Source organism: Gemmatimonadaceae bacterium, from assembly GCA_035606695.1.
Classification (GTDB): Bacteria; Gemmatimonadota; Gemmatimonadetes; order Gemmatimonadales; family Gemmatimonadaceae; genus JAQBQB01.
On sequence record DATNEW010000031.1, the window covers coordinates 49,705 to 67,576 of the forward strand.

At 65.3% G+C, this 17,872-nt stretch carries 20 protein-coding genes; 16 read left to right on the forward strand and 4 right to left on the reverse strand.

Features of this window, described 5'->3' with window-relative positions; translation table 11 throughout:
- Window positions 1-36 precede the first annotated feature (36 nt).
- From VN706_16350 to VN706_16390, 9 genes are all read left to right on the forward strand, one after another.
- Window positions 37-1,950: a CHASE3 domain-containing protein gene (locus VN706_16350; GenBank protein HXT17210.1), complete on the forward strand. Its 1,914-nt coding sequence runs from the start codon at window positions 37-39 to the stop codon at window positions 1,948-1,950.
- A 120-nt stretch (window positions 1,951-2,070) separates the two neighbouring features.
- A complete protein-coding gene (locus tag VN706_16355; protein ID HXT17211.1) occupies window positions 2,071-3,054 on the forward strand; it encodes a hypothetical protein in 984 nt (327 codons plus the stop codon).
- Between the two features lie 36 nt (window positions 3,055-3,090).
- Window positions 3,091-3,504: a hypothetical protein gene (locus tag VN706_16360; protein HXT17212.1), complete on the forward strand. Its 414-nt coding sequence runs from the start codon at window positions 3,091-3,093 to the stop codon at window positions 3,502-3,504.
- A 106-nt stretch (window positions 3,505-3,610) separates the two neighbouring features.
- Window positions 3,611-3,862 (forward strand): hypothetical protein, encoded by a 252-nt coding sequence (locus VN706_16365; protein ID HXT17213.1) that lies wholly within the window; start codon window positions 3,611-3,613, stop codon window positions 3,860-3,862.
- 62 nt (window positions 3,863-3,924) lie between these two features.
- Window positions 3,925-4,185: an alpha/beta hydrolase gene (locus VN706_16370; protein HXT17214.1), complete on the forward strand. Its 261-nt coding sequence runs from the start codon at window positions 3,925-3,927 to the stop codon at window positions 4,183-4,185.
- Window positions 4,182-4,430 (forward strand): GlsB/YeaQ/YmgE family stress response membrane protein, encoded by a 249-nt coding sequence (locus VN706_16375; GenBank protein HXT17215.1) that lies wholly within the window; start codon window positions 4,182-4,184, stop codon window positions 4,428-4,430. The genes VN706_16370 and VN706_16375 overlap by 4 nt, the downstream gene beginning before the upstream one ends.
- Window positions 4,431-4,515: 85 nt before the next feature.
- On the forward strand, window positions 4,516-4,956 hold the full coding sequence (locus tag VN706_16380) for a response regulator transcription factor (GenBank protein HXT17216.1): 441 nt from the start codon (window positions 4,516-4,518) through the stop codon (window positions 4,954-4,956).
- Between the two features lie 99 nt (window positions 4,957-5,055).
- Complete coding sequence (locus tag VN706_16385; protein HXT17217.1) at window positions 5,056-5,601, forward strand: DUF4199 domain-containing protein; 546 nt, start codon at window positions 5,056-5,058, stop codon at window positions 5,599-5,601.
- A 2-nt stretch (window positions 5,602-5,603) separates the two neighbouring features.
- Complete coding sequence (locus VN706_16390; protein ID HXT17218.1) at window positions 5,604-5,969, forward strand: VOC family protein; 366 nt, start codon at window positions 5,604-5,606, stop codon at window positions 5,967-5,969.
- Window positions 5,970-6,145: 176 nt separating this feature from the next.
- Here the strand turns inward: VN706_16390 and VN706_16395 are convergent, their stop codons facing one another.
- Window positions 6,146-8,587, reverse strand: a complete 2,442-nt coding sequence (locus tag VN706_16395; GenBank protein ID HXT17219.1) for an ABC transporter permease — start codon at window positions 8,585-8,587, stop codon at window positions 6,146-6,148.
- Between the two features lie 147 nt (window positions 8,588-8,734).
- On the opposite strand from VN706_16395, the gene VN706_16400 reads away from it, so the two are divergent.
- Both VN706_16400 and VN706_16405 read left to right on the forward strand, forming a co-directional pair.
- Window positions 8,735-9,121 carry a hypothetical protein gene (locus VN706_16400; GenBank protein HXT17220.1) on the forward strand — a complete coding sequence of 129 codons (387 nt, stop codon included), beginning with the start codon at window positions 8,735-8,737 and terminating at the stop codon, window positions 9,119-9,121.
- Between the two features lie 8 nt (window positions 9,122-9,129).
- Window positions 9,130-10,269, forward strand: coding sequence for a glutathionylspermidine synthase family protein (locus VN706_16405; protein HXT17221.1), 1,140 nt, complete (start codon window positions 9,130-9,132; stop codon window positions 10,267-10,269).
- A 138-nt stretch (window positions 10,270-10,407) separates the two neighbouring features.
- Here VN706_16405 and VN706_16410 read toward each other — a convergent pair whose 3' ends face one another.
- Entirely contained in the window at window positions 10,408-10,899 is a 492-nt protein-coding gene (locus VN706_16410) for a DUF4890 domain-containing protein (protein HXT17222.1), read from the reverse strand.
- Window positions 10,900-11,118: 219 nt separating this feature from the next.
- Here VN706_16410 and VN706_16415 point away from each other — a divergent pair, with 219 nt between their 5' ends.
- The 4 genes from VN706_16415 to VN706_16430 all read left to right on the forward strand — a co-directional run bounded on the left by VN706_16415 (window position 11,119) and on the right by VN706_16430 (window position 14,815).
- Window positions 11,119-11,781 carry a class I SAM-dependent methyltransferase gene (locus VN706_16415; protein ID HXT17223.1) on the forward strand — a complete coding sequence of 221 codons (663 nt, stop codon included), beginning with the start codon at window positions 11,119-11,121 and terminating at the stop codon, window positions 11,779-11,781.
- Window positions 11,782-12,810, forward strand: a complete 1,029-nt coding sequence (locus VN706_16420; GenBank protein ID HXT17224.1) for a hypothetical protein — start codon at window positions 11,782-11,784, stop codon at window positions 12,808-12,810. It begins immediately after the preceding gene.
- 5 nt (window positions 12,811-12,815) lie between these two features.
- The gene (locus VN706_16425) at window positions 12,816-13,673 is read left to right on the forward strand and encodes an alpha/beta fold hydrolase (protein HXT17225.1); all 858 of its coding nucleotides are present in this window, start codon (window positions 12,816-12,818) and stop codon (window positions 13,671-13,673) included.
- A gap of 338 nt (window positions 13,674-14,011) precedes the next feature.
- Window positions 14,012-14,815, forward strand: a complete 804-nt coding sequence (locus VN706_16430) for a murein L,D-transpeptidase catalytic domain family protein (GenBank protein ID HXT17226.1) — start codon at window positions 14,012-14,014, stop codon at window positions 14,813-14,815.
- A 133-nt stretch (window positions 14,816-14,948) separates the two neighbouring features.
- Here VN706_16430 and VN706_16435 read toward each other — a convergent pair whose 3' ends face one another.
- Window positions 14,949-15,128: a hypothetical protein gene (locus tag VN706_16435; GenBank protein HXT17227.1), complete on the reverse strand. Its 180-nt coding sequence runs from the start codon at window positions 15,126-15,128 to the stop codon at window positions 14,949-14,951.
- Between the two features lie 69 nt (window positions 15,129-15,197).
- Window positions 15,198-15,758, reverse strand: a complete 561-nt coding sequence (locus VN706_16440; protein HXT17228.1) for a nitroreductase — start codon at window positions 15,756-15,758, stop codon at window positions 15,198-15,200.
- Between the two features lie 262 nt (window positions 15,759-16,020).
- Here VN706_16440 and VN706_16445 point away from each other — a divergent pair, with 262 nt between their 5' ends.
- On the forward strand, window positions 16,021-17,868 hold the full coding sequence (locus VN706_16445; protein HXT17229.1) for a hypothetical protein: 1,848 nt from the start codon (window positions 16,021-16,023) through the stop codon (window positions 17,866-17,868).
- Window positions 17,869-17,872 lie beyond the last annotated feature (4 nt).

Here is a 17,872-nt window from a genome sequence, read left to right on the forward strand (position 1 = left end):
TGTTTCGGTCGTACGCCAGGACGCCGAAGTCCGCACATGCCCGATCGTCGTCGCCGCAATCGGCTGACCCGAAGACTCGCCGTCTTCGGGCCGGCCGCGATCGTCGTCTTCACGGGCGGCCTCGCCTACACGGCGCTCCGGCGCGAAATCATTCTGCGCGATCTCGTCCTGCACACGCGCGACGTCATGGACGCGTCGTCCGATCTCGAGACATCGCTGCTGTCCGCGGAGACGGGACAGCGCGGGTATCTGCTGACGCACGACACGTCATTTCTCACACCCTATCGCGGCGCCCCGCAGCGGGCCGAACGCGCGCTGCAGCGGCTCGAGATGCTGACCCGCGACAATCCAAGGCAGCAGGCGCGGCTCGACACGCTGCACGCCCGCATCACGCGCCGTCTCGACGTGCTCGATTCCACGGTTGCATCCGAACGCGCGGGACAGACCAATCTCACGGCCGGCATCATCTCGCATGGTCCGGGGCGCAGTCTGATGACCGACATTCACCGGCTCATCGATAGCGTCGCCGCCGAAGAAGAGCGGCTGTTCACCATTCGGAAGGCCGACGATACGCGCTCCACAGAGATTCAGGGCGCGGTAATTCTTCTCGGAACGCTGGCCGCCGGCCTGCTCGCGTTCTTCGTCAACCGAAATCTGGATCGCGCGCTCGCCGATCGCCGTCGCGCGCTGACGGATTCACAAACCGCGCTGCGCCTCGCGGAAGAATCGGAGCGCCGCGCCGAACGATTGCAGGCCGCGACCGAGGCGTTCACCGGCGCGCTCTCCATGTCCGAAGTCATTCAGCTCATCGTCGATCAAACCGTCACCGCGCTCGGCGCGCATTCGGGCGCGCTCGCCGTCGTCGACGGCGCTCAGCTGCGCTTCGTCGCGCTGCGCGACATCAAGGTGAGCCAGGTCGGCGCGACGGTCCCGCTCGACGCCGACATGCCCATGACCGCCGCGGCGCGCCTCGCCGAGCCGGTGCTCGTCGAGAGCGAGGAAGAGATGCGACAGCGGTTTCCGCGGATTCGCGCGACCCACGAGACCGAAGGCGTCAAGTCGATCGCGGCGTATCCGTTCATCGCCGAGCAAAAAGTCGTTGGTGTGTTGCTCATGCGCTTCGCCACCGGGCACGCCCTGTCGGCGGGCGACCGCGCGTTCATGAGCGCGATGTCACGCATCGCGACGGAAACGTTCGAGCGCGCGCGGCTCTTCGAGGCCGAGCGCGGCGCGCGCGCCGCCGCGGAGTCGGCGAATCGCGCGAAGGCGGCGTTCCTCGCGTCGATGAGCCACGAGCTGCGCACGCCGCTCAACGCGGCGCTCGGCTTTGCATCGCTCGTGCGCTCCGGCGTCTACGGCGAAGTGAACGAGCAGCAGGCCGAAGCGCTCAGTCGCGTCGAACGTAGTCAAACCCACCTGGCGCGCCTGATCGACGACATTCTCGATTTTGCGCGGCTCGAGGCGGGACGCGTACGCTTCAGAGTCGAGCCGGTGCGCGTCATGGACGTCATCGGCGATCTGGCGCCGCTCGTCGAACCGCAGGCGACGGCAAAGAAAATCGAGCTCGCGCTGATCTCACCGCCGGAAACGTTCTGTGTCACCGCCGATCGGCAGCGGTTGCAGCAAATTCTCGTGAACCTCGTCGGCAACGCGATCAAGTTCACGCCCGAGGCGGGTGTCATTCGCGTCGCCGCGCGCGAGTACGGTGACAAGGCGTTGATCCAGGTGCGCGATACCGGCGTCGGCATACCCGCCGATCGGCTGCAGTCGATCTTCGAGCCGTTCGTGCAGGTGGACGACGGCCTCACGCGCACCGCGAGCGGCACGGGGCTCGGTCTGGCGATCAGCCGCGACCTCGCGCGCTCGATGGGCGGCGATCTCGTCGTCGAGAGCGAGCTCGGCAAAGGCTCGACGTTCTCGGTGGTGCTGCCGATGGCCGCCGCGCACTGATCCGCGAAGGCGGACTGACACATTTTCCCGTCACCGCGCGTAGACTACGCAGAGATGTTCTCCACCTGCCTTTTCTGCAACCGCTCCCTCGGCGCGAACGAGACGTTCGAAACTTTCCCGGTGGGAAAGCGCCTGGCTTTTGACGCGGCGAAGGGGCGCCTGTGGGTCGTGTGCCCAAGCTGTGAGCGATGGAACCTTTCGCCGCTCGAGGAGCGCTGGGACACCATCGAGGAAGCCGAGCGGCTGTATCGCGACACGCGAACGCGCGTTGCCACCGACAACATCGGGCTCGCCAGGCTGCGCGGTGGTACGACGCTCGTTCGCATCGGCGAGCCGCTGCGTCCGGAGTTCGCGGCGTGGCGCTATGGCGACCAATTCGGCCGCCGCCGCCGTAATCAACTTCTCATCGCCGGCGGTGCCGTCGCGGCGGTTGGGGGACTCATGATCGGCGGCGCGGTCGCCGGTGTGAGTATCGCCGGATTCGGCGGCGTCGCGACCAACCTGACACGATTTCTGGTCCAGGGCGGCGCCGAGCAAGTCGTCGCGAAAATCCCGACCGATGCACACGGCGTTGTTCACGTTCGCCGCCGCCACTTGGGCGAGACGACGATCGATCGCACCCCCGCCGGCGAGATGGCGCTGCATCTTCGCTTCAAGAACGGCAGCGCCGATTTCGTCGGCCGCGAAGCGGAGAAGGTTGCCGCGATCGTGATTCCCAAGGTGAATCGCTTCGGCGGGAAGAAGGAGACGATCACGCAGGCGGTCGCGGAGATCGAGCAGCGCGGCGGGTCCGAGGGCTATCTCGACTCGCTCACGCGCATTGGGCGCACGCTCACGCGGCCGTCGGTGCCGAGTGGCAAGCGCTGGAACGCCTCGCGCGACGGCCGCCAGGCGATGAAGAGCGGCCTGTTCGCGCTGCCGCGCGAATACTCGCTCGCGCTCGAGATGGCGCTGCACGAAGAGGCGGAACGTCGCGCGATGCAGGGCGAGCTCAACGAGCTCGAGACGGCGTGGCGCGAGGCCGAGGAGATCGCCGGCATCGCGGACTCGCTGCTGGTGCCCGCGGACGTGAACGAGGCCTTCGAGAAGTTGAAGGGCCGGTAGCGTTATCTTCCACCATCCGCTCACTGTGGAGGAGTCATGCATTCTCGTTTGCTCTCGTGGGTATCGGGCGCGGCTCTCGTGCTCGCGGTCAGCGCGGCCGCGCAGGCGCAGCAAGTCACCAGCAAGCCGTGCAAGGACGGCACGCCGTCCACCGCGACGGGCCGCGGAGCGTGCTCGGGCCATGGCGGCGTAGACGGCCAGAAGCTCAAGGCCGAGAACAAAGCCGCGAACGACGCGAAGCACATCGACAACAAGATCGACAAGGCCGACGCGAAGATGGCCAAGGGCGCCGCGAAACCCGGCAAAGGCGACGCGAAGATCGCGAAGGCTGAATCGAAGGCCGACAAGGCCGAGGCGAAGCTGGTGAAATGCACCGACGGCACGTCGAGCAAGGGCGGTCGCGGCGCGTGCTCGGGTCACGGCGGCATCGCGAGGGGATTAAAGAAGTAGTATTAGTATTCTAGAAATACGATCGATCACGGATCGATGACGATCGCGAAAACATTCGACCGCCGGTTCTCCAACGGAGACCGGCGGTCCCCAGGTATGATCGGCCATGCGCACGCCACGCCCAATCGTTCTCGCCGCCGCGCGACAGATTCAGGACCCGGACGAGCTGCGCGAGCATTTTCACCTGCAGCGCATGACGCTCCTTGCGCACTCGTACGGCCCGCTGCTCGCCGCGAGCTACGCGTTGGCGCACCCGCACAACGTCGCTCGCATTCGGTGCGCCAGGCCTGCCGAGAATACTGGTCCATCGGCATGCTGCCGCGCCTGGCCGAGCCCGAACGCTCGCTTCCACTTGTAAAGTCGGACCTCTGCGGCTCCGACGTGTCCGGAATCCAGTACGGAAACCGGATTGGAAACCGCGTGATCATGGCCTCGTATGGTGATCGGGACCTCAGGCCTCGGCTCGCGACGCTCGACGTTCCGCTGCTGGTGGTGCACGGTGAACAGGAGTCGATCCCGATGGACCTCGTCCAAGAGTGGGTGACGTCGATGCCGCACGGTCGCGCGTCGCTCCTCGAGGTTCCGCGGGCGGCCCACTTCACCTACGCCGAGCGGCCGGACGTCGTGTGGCCCGCGGTCGAGAAATTCTTGTCTGACACTCGTGGAGGGGGGACGAAATGATCTGGATGATCATCGTGGGAATCATCGCCGGATTTCTCGCCGGCAAGGTGATGAACGGGTCCGGCTACGGCATCCTGATGGACCTCCTGCTCGGCGTCGCCGGCGGTATCGTTGGCGGATTCGTGCTGGGTCTCGTCGGCATCGGCGCGCGCGGACTCATTGGCTCCATTCTGGTCGCGACGTTCGGCGCGGTGCTGCTGATCTGGATCGTTCGGCAATTCCGGGCCAATCGCGGAACCATCTGATCGGCCGGTTTCGATTGGACGAAATCCCCCAGCGTGGCATGCCACTCTGGGGGATCGTTGCATTTGGAGGCATATTCGGGGCGTCATGTGGCGAACCATCCTGCTCTATGGCTTCCTCGGCGGCGTGCTCATCGTAGCGCTCGACCTCACCGAGTATCGCTTTCTGGTCGTCGAGCACTCGCTCGAGATCTACGGCGGCATTGTTGCCGCCGTCTTCGCGGCGCTCGGCATCTGGTTGGGGCTCAAGATGACCGGGCGCAAAACGGAAAAGGAAATCGTCGTCGTGCGCGAGACGACGCCGTTCGTCATGAACCAGGCGCGACTCGAGCAGTTGGGCATCACGCCGCGCGAACACGAGATTCTCACGCACATCGCGGCGGGTTTGAGCAACCGCGAGATCGCCGAAAAGCTGTTCGTGAGCGAGAATACCGTGAAGACGCATTCCAGCCGTCTGTTCGACAAGCTCAACGCCCGCCGGCGTACCCAGGCCGTTCAGATCGCGAAAGAGCACGGTCTCATCGCCTGAACGGGTGATTTTTCGGCGTTTTCGCCAAAATCACCCGAATGGGTGACGCGGAAATTCGCTCGTGATTGCAGGATGCCGTCGTCCCTAACCCCTCATCCAATGAAAAAAATCGTTTGGACGTTCGGCCTGATCTCCGGCGCGGTCATGGCGGTGTTCATGATGGCAACGATGCCCTTCATCGACGACCTCGGACACGGAAGTCTGGGTTGGCTCGTCGGTTATGCCGGCATGGTCGCGGCCTTCCTGCTGATCTACTTCGGCGTACGTTCGTATCGCGACAACGTACTTGGCGGAACGATCGGCTTCGGACGCGCGTTCGGCACCGGTCTGCTCATCGCCGTGATCGCCAGTCTGTGCTACGTCGCGACCTGGGAAGTGATCTATTACAAGTTCATGCCGAACTTCTATGCGAAGTATGGGCAGTCGATGGTCGAGCAGGCGCGCAAGGACGGAAAGAGTGACGCCGAAGTCGCAAAGATCCGCGCCAACATGGACACGATGGTCCAGCGCGTCGAGAATCCGCTCTTCGTGACCGCCGCCACGTTCGCCGAGCCGTTTCCGGTGGGCTTCATCTTCGCGCTCGTGTCGGCGGGCGTGCTGCGCCGCAAGCGCCGCGAGCACGGTGCCGAACTGGCGGTGGCTTGACCATGGAACGCGTACTTGGTGTCGGCGGCGTGTTCTTCCGCGCGCGCGATCCGAAGGCCTTGGCGGCGTGGTACGAGCAGCATCTCGGCATTCCGAAGGTGCCCGACAGCACCGGCGGAGAGCCGTGGCAGACGGAAGCGGGAGTAACGGCCTTCTCGCCGTTCGCGCAAACCTCGAAGTATTTCGGCCGCGATGAACAGCAGTGGATGCTCAACTTCCGCGTGCGCGACCTCGCGGCGATGGTCGCGCAGCTGCGCGCCGCGAACATCGAGGTGTCGGAGCCGGAGTCGTATCCGAATCTTGGCAGTTTCGCCCGGACGCACGATCCGGAGGGGAATCCGATCGAGTTGTGGGAGCCGGACGCGTAGGGGCGCACTGTCATCCTCGCGAGCGCACAATCCAACTGTCATCCTTGCGAGCGCGCAATCCGACTGTCATCCTCGCGAGCGCAGCGAGTCGAGGATCTGCTCTTGTGAACGCCGTTCCCACGAGCAGATCCTCGACTCCCCTCGCTTCGCTCAGGTCGCGAGGATGACTGGTGGTCTCACTCCACCCGCATCGCCACCAGCGGATCCACCGCCGCCGCCCGTCGCGCCGGCAGCCAGCTCGCCAGCAACGCCACCACCACCAGCGACAACGCCACCGCCACGAACGTCAGCACGTCAACGGCCTGCACGCCGAACAACATGCTGCGAATGAGACGCGTCAACGCGAACGCCGCGGCGAGCCCAAGCCCCACGCCGAGCACGGTGAGCGTAAGCCCTTCGCCGAGCACGAGCCGGAGCACGCGCTCCCGACTCGCGCCGAGCGCGATGCGAATGCCGATCTCGCGCGCGCGCTGCGCGACGGTGTACGAGATCACACCGTAAATCCCGATCGCCGCCAGCGCGAGCGCGATGATCGCGAACGCGGAGAGCAGCAGCATGTAGAAGCGCGGCTGCGCGACGGAATCGGCCACGACGTGCGACATCGTGTTCATGCCCACGACCGGCAGGCGCGGATCGATCTGCGCGACCTGTCTGCGCACGGCCGCCTCCAGCGTGTTCGCTTGCGCCTGCGTACGCACGACGACCGACACGAGCCCGCCCGGAAGCGCGTTGAATGGAACGTAGACTTCCGGAAACGCGTCGGTCGACAACCCGCGCTGCTTCACGTCGCCGACGATGCCGACGATCTCGCCGGTCACGCCATTGGTGTCGCCCGGTGTCAGCGGCTCGTTGTAGCCGATGCCGAGGATGATGTGCTTTCCGACCGGGCTCACCCTTCCGAAGTAGGCGCGCGCGAACTCCGCGTTCACCACGAGCGCGCCGGGCGCATCGCGACGATTTTCCGCCTCGGTGAAGAAGCGTCCCTGCTTCAGCGTCATGCCCATCGCGTCGAAGAACGCCGGCGACGTCGCGTGCACTTCCGTGATGGTACGGTGCATAGGGTCCTTCACCGGCTCGCCGACGACGTCGAAGTTCGTCATCGTCAGCGAGCGGGCGAGCGGGCGCCCCGCCGTGACGCCGATCGCCTGCGTTCCCGGAAGCGCGCGGATGCGCGCCATCACGTCGTTCGCGATCGCGATGCGCGAGGCATCCGTGGCGTACTTCGCCGGCGGCAGCGGCAGATCGAACGTCACCACGTTCTCGGTGCGGAAACCCAGGTCGACGTGCAGCAGTGTTACAAAACTCTTGATGAGCAAGCCCGCGCCAACGAGCAGCACGACGGCCAGCGCCAATTCGGCGACGACGAGGGCGCTTCGCATGCGATGCACGCCGCCCTTGCTCGAGCCGCGAACGCTCTCGCGCAGCATCGACGCGATGTCGGGCCGCGCGGTATAGAGCGCCGGTACGAGCCCGAACACGATGCCCGTGACGACGGCGACGAGCGCCGTCACGCCGAGCGCGCGTCCATTCACCGATACATCCTGCAGGCGAGGCAGGAGGCGCGGACCAAAGCTCACGAGTATGGTCACCGCCCACGTCGCGAGCGCGACACCAATCGCCGCGCCGGCGAGTGAGAGCAGGAGACTTTCGGTCACGAGCTGCCGCACGATACGCGACGTGCCGGCGCCGAGCGCGGTCCGCACCGCCATCTCACTCGAGCGCGAGGACGCGCGCACCAGCAGCAAGTTGGCGACGTTCGCGCAGGCGATCAGCAATACGAACGCAACCGCGCCAAGCAGCGAGAACAGCGTGGGCCGCAGGTTGCCGACGAGCTGCTCCTGAATGGGCATCACGTCGGCGCCGAACTCCGAGTCCAGTTGCGGGAATTGCTCTCCCAATCGCTTGGCGATCGTTTTTACCTCGTCGCGCGCGCGCGCGATCGAGACACCCGGCTTCACCCGTGCGAGCGCGAAGAATGAGTGCATGCCGCGCATGCTCGCGTCCGCGGACGGCTGATACACCTTCGGTGTCCACACATCGCTCGGCTGCGGATAGCTCGCCGTGCTCGGCGCCACGCCGATGATCGTCGCCGGCCGCTCGTCGAGCATGATAGTTTGCCCGATCACCGACGGGCTGCTCGCGAAGCGAGAGCGCCAGAGCTTCTCCGAGATCACGACGACGTTCGGAACGCCGGGGGCTCCCTCGTTCGACGCGAAGAATCGTCCGCGCACGGGCGCGAGGCCGAGCACCGAGAAAAAGCTGGGACCGACGACGAGGCGATCGAGACGCACGGGATCGCCGGACGTCGTTGCGAAGTTCGTGAAGCCGACACTGAACTGCGCCATGTCGGTGAACGTCGTCGCCAGATCCTTGTAGTCGAGATAGTCGGACGGCGACAACGGAAACGGCTTTCCGTCGCGGCCGGTGGACTGAAGGCGCACGAGCTCCTGCGGCGCGCGAAACGGCAGCGGCTCGAGGAGCACGCCGTCGACGATGGAGTACACGGCGGTCGTTGCGCCGATAGCCAGCGCGAGCGTCGCCACGGCGATGATCGTAAAGCCCGGCGCGCGCAACAGCTTGCGGCCCGCGTAGCGAAGATCCTGCAGAATGGTGTCCATGTCGCCTCAGTCACGGAGAACGTGACGAAAGTTGCCTGCCGGCGCGATCCGGTGGTGTGCGGGCGGTGTCAGGGCGTTGTGAGGATGCCGGCGAGGGTGGCGGAAATTTCTGTAACTCGCGGGCGCGGCCGGTCGTAGTGCTGGCGTATGTCCAAGCTCGATCACATTCGGCGCTCGCGCGCCGTGCCATTGACGCTCGTTCCCCTCCTCGCCGCCACCGTTGGCGCGCGCTGCGCGGGCGATTCGGTCGCCTATGATCCGTGCGAGCCCCAAAGCTACGCGCAGGTCGCGTGCGATTCCGCCGTCGTGCACCATGGGTATTACTACGGTGGCGCGTGGTATCCGCGGGTTTATCCGTACGCCGGGCTGTATTACTTGACGCGATACAACGGCTACGTCTCCAGCGGCGGAGCACTCCGCACCATCTCGCCGACGGTCTACGCGCCGAGTCGCAGCGCACCGGCCGCGCGCCCGAGTGTGGTGCGCGGCGGATTCGGCGGCATCGGTGAAGGTCACGCGTTCGCGGGAAGCTGACACCAATCATGAAACGCATCGTCTGTGAACCGCGCGCGAACTGGCGCGAGACCGTCGAGGCGCGGGGCCTCAAGTGGCATACGGGCGCCGAGCCGTACTGGAGTGAGTCGGCGTACTATCAATTCACCACCGACGAGATCGACGCCGTCGAACGCGCGACGAACGAATTGCACGAGCGCTGCCTCGAGGCGGTGCAGCACGTCATCGACGAAGAGCGGTACGCCGAGCTCAAGATCCCCGAGCACGCAATTCCGCTCATCGAGCAGTCGTGGGAAGACGAGCCGCCGTCGATCTACGGGCGCTTTGATCTGGCGTACGGCTCCGGCGGTCCTCCCGTCATGCTCGAGTACAACGCCGACACGCCGACCTCGCTGCTCGAAGCCTCGGTGATTCAGTGGGACTGGCTCGAGCAGTGTCATTCGGGCGCCGATCAATTCAATTCGCTGCACGAACGATTGGTCGCGGTGTGGCGTGAGATGATTCCGTATCTGACGTCACGCAGCGCGCTCGGTCCGCTCGTCCATTTCTCGTCGATGGACGACGTCGAAGACGGAATGACCGCGGCGTATCTCGCCGAGACGGCGGTGCAGGCGGGATTGCGCGCGCAGCTCGTAGGCATCAGCGACATCGGCTGGGATCCGGACGCGCGCGAGTTCGCCGACCTGTCGAACGAGACGATCGACACGCTGTTCAAGCTCTACCCGTGGGAATGGCTCGTCCACGAACCGTTCGCGCAGCACATTCCACGGACGAAGACGCGCTTCATCGAGCCGGCGTGGAAGATGGTCCTGTCGAACAAGGGCATTCTCGCGATTCTGTGGGATCTGTTTCCGGGCCACGCGAATCTCTTACCCGCGTATCTCGACGAGCCGCACGGCATGTTCGAGTATGTGAAAAAGCCGCTGCTGTCGCGCGAAGGCGCGAACGTCACGGTGCACACGATGAAGGAGCATCTCGAGTCGACGGGTGAGTATGGCGCCGAGGGCTACGTGTTTCAGCAGCTCGCGCCGATTCCCGAGCTCGACGGCAAGCGTCCGGTGCTCGGCAGCTGGATCATCGGGCAGGAGGCCGGGGGCCTGGGTGTACGCGAGGCGGATGGCTGGGTGACGGGCAATACGTCGCGCTTTGTGCCGCATCTTTTTCGGTAGGCCGAGGCCTGAAAGCGAAGCGCCGGGGATGTCTGGAGGCGAGGCGTGGCAATAGTGCCCGGCAGTATCGGCACTATTGCACTCGCTCGCCGGAAGACATCCCCGGCCCTGAGCGTTTCGGCGAGAGAACGCCGAGAACTAAATCACACCAGGCGGCCTCGGACCACGACCACGCATGCCCGGACCGCGCTCTGCTTCACGTTTCTTGAGTTCGGCGACGTTCGCATCGAACTGCGCGTACTGATCGCTCGTCAGAATCCCGCGAAGCGCCGCGATCTGCTGGTCGCGCCGCGCCTCCATCTCGGTACGCTGCTTCTCCATCAACTGCCGCAGCGTCGCCGTGTCACCCTTCTCGCGCGCGTCACGCATCTGCTCGAACGTCGAGTTGCCCTGACCACGCTGCGCCTGCATCTCCTCGCGCTGTGCCTTGCGCATGTCTTCGAGCTTCGCCTTCTGCGCGTCGCTCAGCGTGATGTTCTGCAGCAACGCACCGTCCATCATCATTCCTTGACCGCCACGACCACCCGGACCACGACCGCGCCCCGCCGGCGGTTCACCGCCGCCCTGCGCCTGCAGCGCAGTCGCGCCGGTGAGAGCGGCAAACGCCGCCACTAATGCAATCGTTCGCATGAATGCTCCAACCAAATTGTCGTGCAGCGGCGCCGTGACGTCGCTACCTCGCTACGTCGCGGACTATCGCCGCCACCTCATGGAGATTCGACGCGACCAACGCGCGGTTGTTAACTCGGCCGAAACCGCAGCGTTCGCTTCGCCGATATGCTCCATACTCAACGACACCACGACAGCCTGGAACCCGCATGGATCACCGCGACGTCGGACGCTACTGGGATGAGAACGCCGACAGCTGGACCTCGCTGGCGTGCGCCGGCTACGACATCTATCGCGACCTCGTCAACACGCCCGCCTTCTTCGACATGCTGCCCGACGTCCGCGGCGCGATTCATCGCCTACGCCATCGCCGAGGAGCGCCGCGCACCGCTCGGCATCGACTATCAAGTCGCGAGCGCCGTCGAGCTCCCGTTCGACGACGAGACGTTCGACGCCGCGACGGCGTTCATGTCGCTGATGGACATTCCCGAGAACGATCGCGCGATGCGCGAGGCGTATCGCGTGCTGAAGCCGGGCGGCTTCCTGCAGTTCTCGATCACGCACCCGTGCTTCAATACCGTGTTCACGCGAGCCGTCACCGATGCGGATCACCACAAGATCGCGGCGCAGGTAAGCAACTATTTTCAGAACGTCGACGGCGATGTCGCCGAGTTTCTGTTCAGCGCCGCACCACGCGAAGTGCGCGCCGGCATGCGGCCATTCCGTATTCCACGCTTTGCGCGCACTTTGAGTCAGTGGATCAATCTCGTGCTCGATACGGGGTTCACGATCGAGCGCGTGGGCGAGCCCTATCCGAGCGACGACGCTGTTCGCACGCAGCCGCGGCTGGAGCGGGCGCGCGTCGTCGCCGACTTCCTACAAATTCGTGCGAGGAAAGCGTAAGTGCATCGAACGGTTCGAACGCTGTTTCTGTTGCTGATTGGATTGGCAGCCGGCGCGACAGTCGGAGCGCAGGCACCGACACTCCGCGTCGAGCGAACATCCGACGACGTCGTACTCACCCTCGGTCCGATCGTGCTGCCGGCGCATGCGGGCCACGACGGCGTCGATCAACCACCGCCGCTCACCGTCGCATTCGGCGCCGACGGCTGGATCATGGGATACTCGGTGGAGCTCGTCGACACGAGCGGCAAGGCGATCCCCCGCGTCGTGTTGCATCATGTAAACGTGATCGTGCCCGCGAAACGCGAGTTGTTCAGCGACATCATGCTCCGCATCGCGGCGGCGAGCGCCGAGACGTCGCCGGTGGCGATGCCGAGTGTGATCGGCTATCGCGTGCGTCCGAGCGATTCGCTGCTGGTCTCGGCGATGTTTCACAATCCCACGCCGGAATCGTACGTCGCGACGCTGCGCATTCGCTTCCGCTTCAAGAGTGCGCACAGCTTCGTCAAGGCCGTCGGCATCTATCCGTTCTATCTCGACGTGATGCCGCCCGCGGGATCGCACTCGTTCGACGTGCCGGCGGGCCACTCCGAGCACTACTGGGAAGGAAAGCCGTCCGTCGAGGGACGCATTCTTGGCGTGAGCGGCCACCTGCACAAATACGGCACGCTGCTCAAGCTCGAGGATCGCACGACGGGCGATCTGATGTGGCAAGTGAAGCCCGAGACGGATTCGACGGGCGACATCTCCGCGATTCCGATCGCGAGCTTCCTGTCGCACCTGGGACTCAAGATCTATCCCGATCACGTGTATCGGTTGACCGCGGTGTACGACAATCCAACGGGCGCCACGATCGTCGACGACGGCATGGGCGCACTCGGCGGCGTGTTCGTTCCGTCGCGCGGCACGGCGTGGCCCGGCATCGATCGCGAGAGCGCCGATTACAAAACGGACTACCGGCTAACTTATCGGCTCGACGGCATGCAGATGCACGGCATGATGAACCATCAACCTCCGGAACATCCGTGACGCCCATGCGCAGTGTGTTCGTGCTGCTGTTGTCCGCCGCCACGCTCGGCGCGCAGGAGATTCCGCGCGCGATCTCCACCGATCCCGTGCACGACAAGCAGCATCCCGCGCGCATGGAGGTGTTGCACGTTCCGTCGGGCGGTGTGGAGATCAACGGCGTCGCGTATCTCGCGGCGGGCGCCGGCGCGCATCCCACGCTCGTCCTCGCGCACGGACTGCCGGGCAACGAGAAAAATCTCGACCTCGCGCAGGCGGTGCGGCGTGCCGGATGGAACGCGATCACGTTCAACTATCGCGGCTCGTGGGGAAGTCCCGGCTCGTTTCGGTTCGCGCAGACGTTCGAGGACATGAACGCGGTGCTCGCCTTCGTTCGCGATCCGGCGAACGCGCGAAAGCTCGGCATCGATACGAGGCGGCTGGTGATCGCGGGCCACAGCATGGGTGGGATGGTCACCGTGCACACCGCGGCGCACGACCGCGGCTTGAAAGGCGCGATACTCATTTCCGCCGCCGACATGGGCCGGGCCGATCAGCAGCCTCGCGACTCCGTGATCAAGCACATGGAAGGGGACATGGAGACGCTGGCCGGCACGACGCCAACGCAGATGGCCGATGAGATGCGCGCGAACGGGGCCTCGTGGCGATTCGCGCGAGCGGCGAATGGCCTGGCGCATGTGCCGCTGCTGGTCCTGACGTCGGATGATGGACTGGCCCCGGCGAACGACTCGCTCGTCGCGGCGGTGCGCGCCGCGGGCAATAAACGGGTGACGACGCTGCATGTCGCGACCGACCATTCGTGGTCGGATCGGCGCATTGCGCTCGAGGCCGCCGTGGTTCGCTGGCTGGACGCGCTGCCGCACTGAGCGGCGTTCGGGCGTTCACCTCGCCAAAAAAAGTCAATAGTCGCGCTCGGTTCCTAATTCCGGGATGGCTCGTCTAGAACTGGGAGACGGGCGTTTCCGGCGTCTTCAGTGGCGGCGAAACAGGGCTTTGCAGTATGGCAGCACTATGACGCCATTATTTCGCAGAACAAAGAAGCGAGACCAGCCGTAAAATATTGTCATATAAGGGTTTACCTCGTGTCTTCGATCGATTAGATTCACTGATCCAAGACAACGAATGGATCATTCGACGGGGGAGCCAGTATACCCTCGTAAGACATCGCGCGCTCTCATCGCTGCGCCTGCGCCAGGAGGCCCAAATGGCACGACGCAAACTGTTTTCGAATCTGCTCATCGGTAGCACCGCCGTGCTCTTCGGCGGCGCCAAGCTCATCCCTGGTGCCGACCACTCGGGCCCGGTGCTCACGGCCGCGACGGCCATCGTTACGGGTAAGCCCGCGACGACCTCGGCCGCGCCCGCTTCGCCGGCGAGCTCGCTCGCGATGGAGACGGAGACCGCGCTGAACCTGCTGTCGCCGCTCGTGCCCAAGCTCAGCAGTCCGTCGGCGCTCCAGGATGCGTTCAAGGCCTACTTCGCCTACCGCACCGAACACCCGGACGAGATCAAGAAGCCCTACCTCTACTTCGTCGACTACGGTCTCGCCAGCACCGAAGCGCGCGGCTACGTCTTCGATATGGATTCTCTCAAGATCGTCGACGGCCCGTTCACGGTCGCGCACGGCCGCGGCTCGTCGACGTCGCGGTACGGCGTGCCGACGCGGTTCGGCAACGGGTCAGGCAGCGCCGAGACGTCGCTCGGCTTGTACGTGACGAAGGCGCTCTATCCGTTCACCGGTCACACGGGCGGCAGCACCTACAGCTCGATCGGTCTGCGACTGATGGGTGTCTCGAAAGGCTTCAACGATCTTGCCTTTGCTCGCGGTGTCGTGGCGCACGGTGCGCCGTATGTGACGGCCAGCAAGGCCGGCCGCAGCGAAGGTTGTCCGGCGATGGAACCGGCGCGCGCGCAGCGTCTGCTGCCCAAGCTGGCCGATGGGGCGATGGTGTTCTTGTTCGCGCCGAACACCAACTGGATGGCGAATGATCCGTGGGTGAACGCGTAGCGCTGGGCGATGGGCGCTCGGACGTAGAGAGACGTGGTGAAGAAAGAAGAAGGGGAGCCTCGCAAGGCTCCCCTTCTTCTTTCTTCCGCCTTCCGCCGTCCACGCAAGGGTCTACGACGATCCGCGCGAGAGGCTACGACCTCTCCTCTTCATCCGGGTGGCGCGCCCGCTCGGTCCCCATCGGCTCCGCCGGCGCGCTCGGACTCGCCTCGAGCTTCGGGCGATGATTTTTTTCGTCGTGGCGCGCCAGATCTTCCTGCGAATCGAAATGCGCGCCGCAGACGACACAGTCGTATTCGTGTGTATGGTCCATTGGTGTTCTCCGCTGAGGAATACCGCGGAAGGGCGCATGGGGCGTGCCGCGTGCCGTTGAGAGCGGCGGCTACGGAACCCAGGTCGTGAACGCCGAGGCCGGCTGACGGGGTTTTTCGGGCGGTGTCTCGGCGGGCTCGCCCACGTTGACGATCGCCACGATGCGCTCGTTCCCGCGCACACCGACGGCGGCGCGGGCGGCAGGATCGTCCATGATGGCGCCCGTCTTGATGTGCGTTCCCAACCCGCGCTCCACCGCCGCGAGCGCCAGGTTCTGAATCGCCATCATCGCGGCGGCATAGTCCTCTTCGGCGATCTCGGGATTTTCGTTGCGCGCGACCGCGACGGCGATCATCGCCGGCAGCGTGCGATGATCGGCCGCCGTCGTTTCGCGCGTCTTCTGCGCGAGCGCGGCATCCTCGATCTTCTTCGCCTTGCGCGCGCCGAGTGCGTCGCCGTAGGCCTGGCGGGCGTCGGGGCCGAGGACGTAGAAGCGCCATGGCTGTGTGAGGCGGTGATTGGGCGCGAGCGACGCCGCGTCGAGCAGCGACGCGATGTCCTCGCGCGTCAGCTCGCGATTGGTGAAGCGCTTGATCGAGCGTCGAGCGCGAATGGCTTCCGCGATATGCATGCGTGCAAAGTTAGCGTGCGTGACAACAACCCAAGCATTTGCGAAGGACTTGCGGGCGGGCAACGCGGATTGTAATTAGACTATTATGAATCGCTTTCCCCGTCCTCTCCGGAGTCGCGGCTCCGGGAGGTGGTCGTGGGCGGCGCGAACGACGAACGGGCGACGCGGCCGGTTGTCCCAGGTCGCCGCATTGACCGTGCTCTGGATTCTTGGCGCGTGTCGCCGCTCCGAGGCGCGGCATGGCGCACGAGCCGGCGCCGGCATGCCCGCGGACTCTGTGGCGACTTACCCGCTGGACCCGCTAAGCGGGCCGGAAATCGCGGCTGCGGCCCGCGCCGTTGAGCGTTCTGGAAAGTTGCCGCGCGGAACGTATCGGTTCGCGGAAATCGTTCTCGACGAGCCGCCGAAGGATAGCGTTCGGCGTTTTCGGCCGGGCGCGACCATGACGCGCGCGGCGCGCCTTGCGGTCGTCGATCTCGCGAACGGCCAGACCTACGATGCAACGGCCGACGTCGCGCGCGCGACGCTCACGCGCTGGCAGCCGGTCACGTCAGGCGCGGCGCCGCTCGTTGGAGCGGAGTACGACAGCGTGCGTGCCGCGCTGCTTTCCGATGACCGGTGGCGACGCGCCTTGGAGCGCCGTGGGATCACGGAACCGGACTCGGTTCATCTCTCCGTGATCGTGGCCGGCGATGCGTCGCCGGATAATGCGCGTCGAGTCCGAGTGTTGGCCTTTCTGGAACGGTCGGGTATTGCGTACCTCCATCCGGTCGAAGGCCTGGTGGCCGTCGTCAATGTCACGACGCGGCGCGTGGAACGTGTCATCGACATCGGCAGTGCTCCGGTGTCGGCGGCCGCGTTCGATTCCACGATGGACGCAGCGAAGGCGACCGGACTTCGAACGCTCGAGGTGCGGCAGCCCGATGGGCCGAGTTTCAGGATCGACGGCCACGCCGTCGGTTGGGCGGGTTGGCATTTTCGTTTCGCGCCTCACCCGCGAGATGGCCTTGTGTTGTACGAAGTGTCGCGCGACGTCGCGGGCGCGAACCGGCGAATACTCAGCCGGGCCTCGCTATCCGAGATGCTCGTGCCGTACGGCTCGCCCGACAGCGCCTGGTATTGGCGAGCCGCATTCGATCTGGGCGAGTACATGCTCGGCAATACGATCCATTCGCTGGCTCGCGGAATCGACGTGCCGGCGAACGCGAGCCTGTTTCCGGCGACGCTCGCGACCGACGAGGGTGAGGCCATCGTCACGCCGAATGCCGTGGCGATCTACGAGCGCGACGGCGGCTTGCTGCGGCGGCACGGCCAGTTTGCATCGCGGGCGCGCGAGCTCGTCGTTCGATCGGTATTCACGGTCGGCAACTACGACTACGGTTTGGACTGGATCTTCAACCAGGACGGCAGCCTCCGCGTGGAGGTGGAGTTGACCGGCGTGATGTTCGCGCAGGCGACGTCCGCCACCGACGAGCATGCGTGGGAGCAATCGCCGGCGCATCGCTTCGGGCATCTCGTGGCGCCGGGGCTCGCGGCGGTGCATCATCAGCATTTTTTTAACTTCCGGCTGGACTTTGACGTCGACGGCGAGCAGAACGACGTCGTCGAGGTGAACACCGAGCCCGTGCCCCGCGGCGCGCAGAACCCGCACGGGAATGCATTCGCGACGACCGAATCGTTGCTGACCGGGCCGCGATCGCGCCGCGATGTCGACGCCAATGCCAGTCGCTGGTGGAAAGTGATCAATCCGAATCGCCTGAACGCGCTCGGACAACCGGTCGGCTACGCGCTGGTTCCGGGCGAGACCGCGCCGAGTTATCTCGCCCCGGACAATCCGGCACGGCGGCGTGGGGCCTTCGTCGATCACCAGCTGTGGATCACGACGTACGCGCCGGATCAACTGAATGCCGCGGGCCGCTACCCTCGCAACAATCCAGGCCCCGACGGTGTCGAGGCCTGGACGAACGGCGGCAGCACGTTGACGAACGCCGACGTGGTCGTGTGGTATACGCTCGGCGTCACGCACGTTCCACGGCCCGAAGACTGGCCGGTCATGCCGGTCGTGCGCGCGTCGTTCGTTCTCAAGCCCATCGGATTCGACGTACGCTGACTGA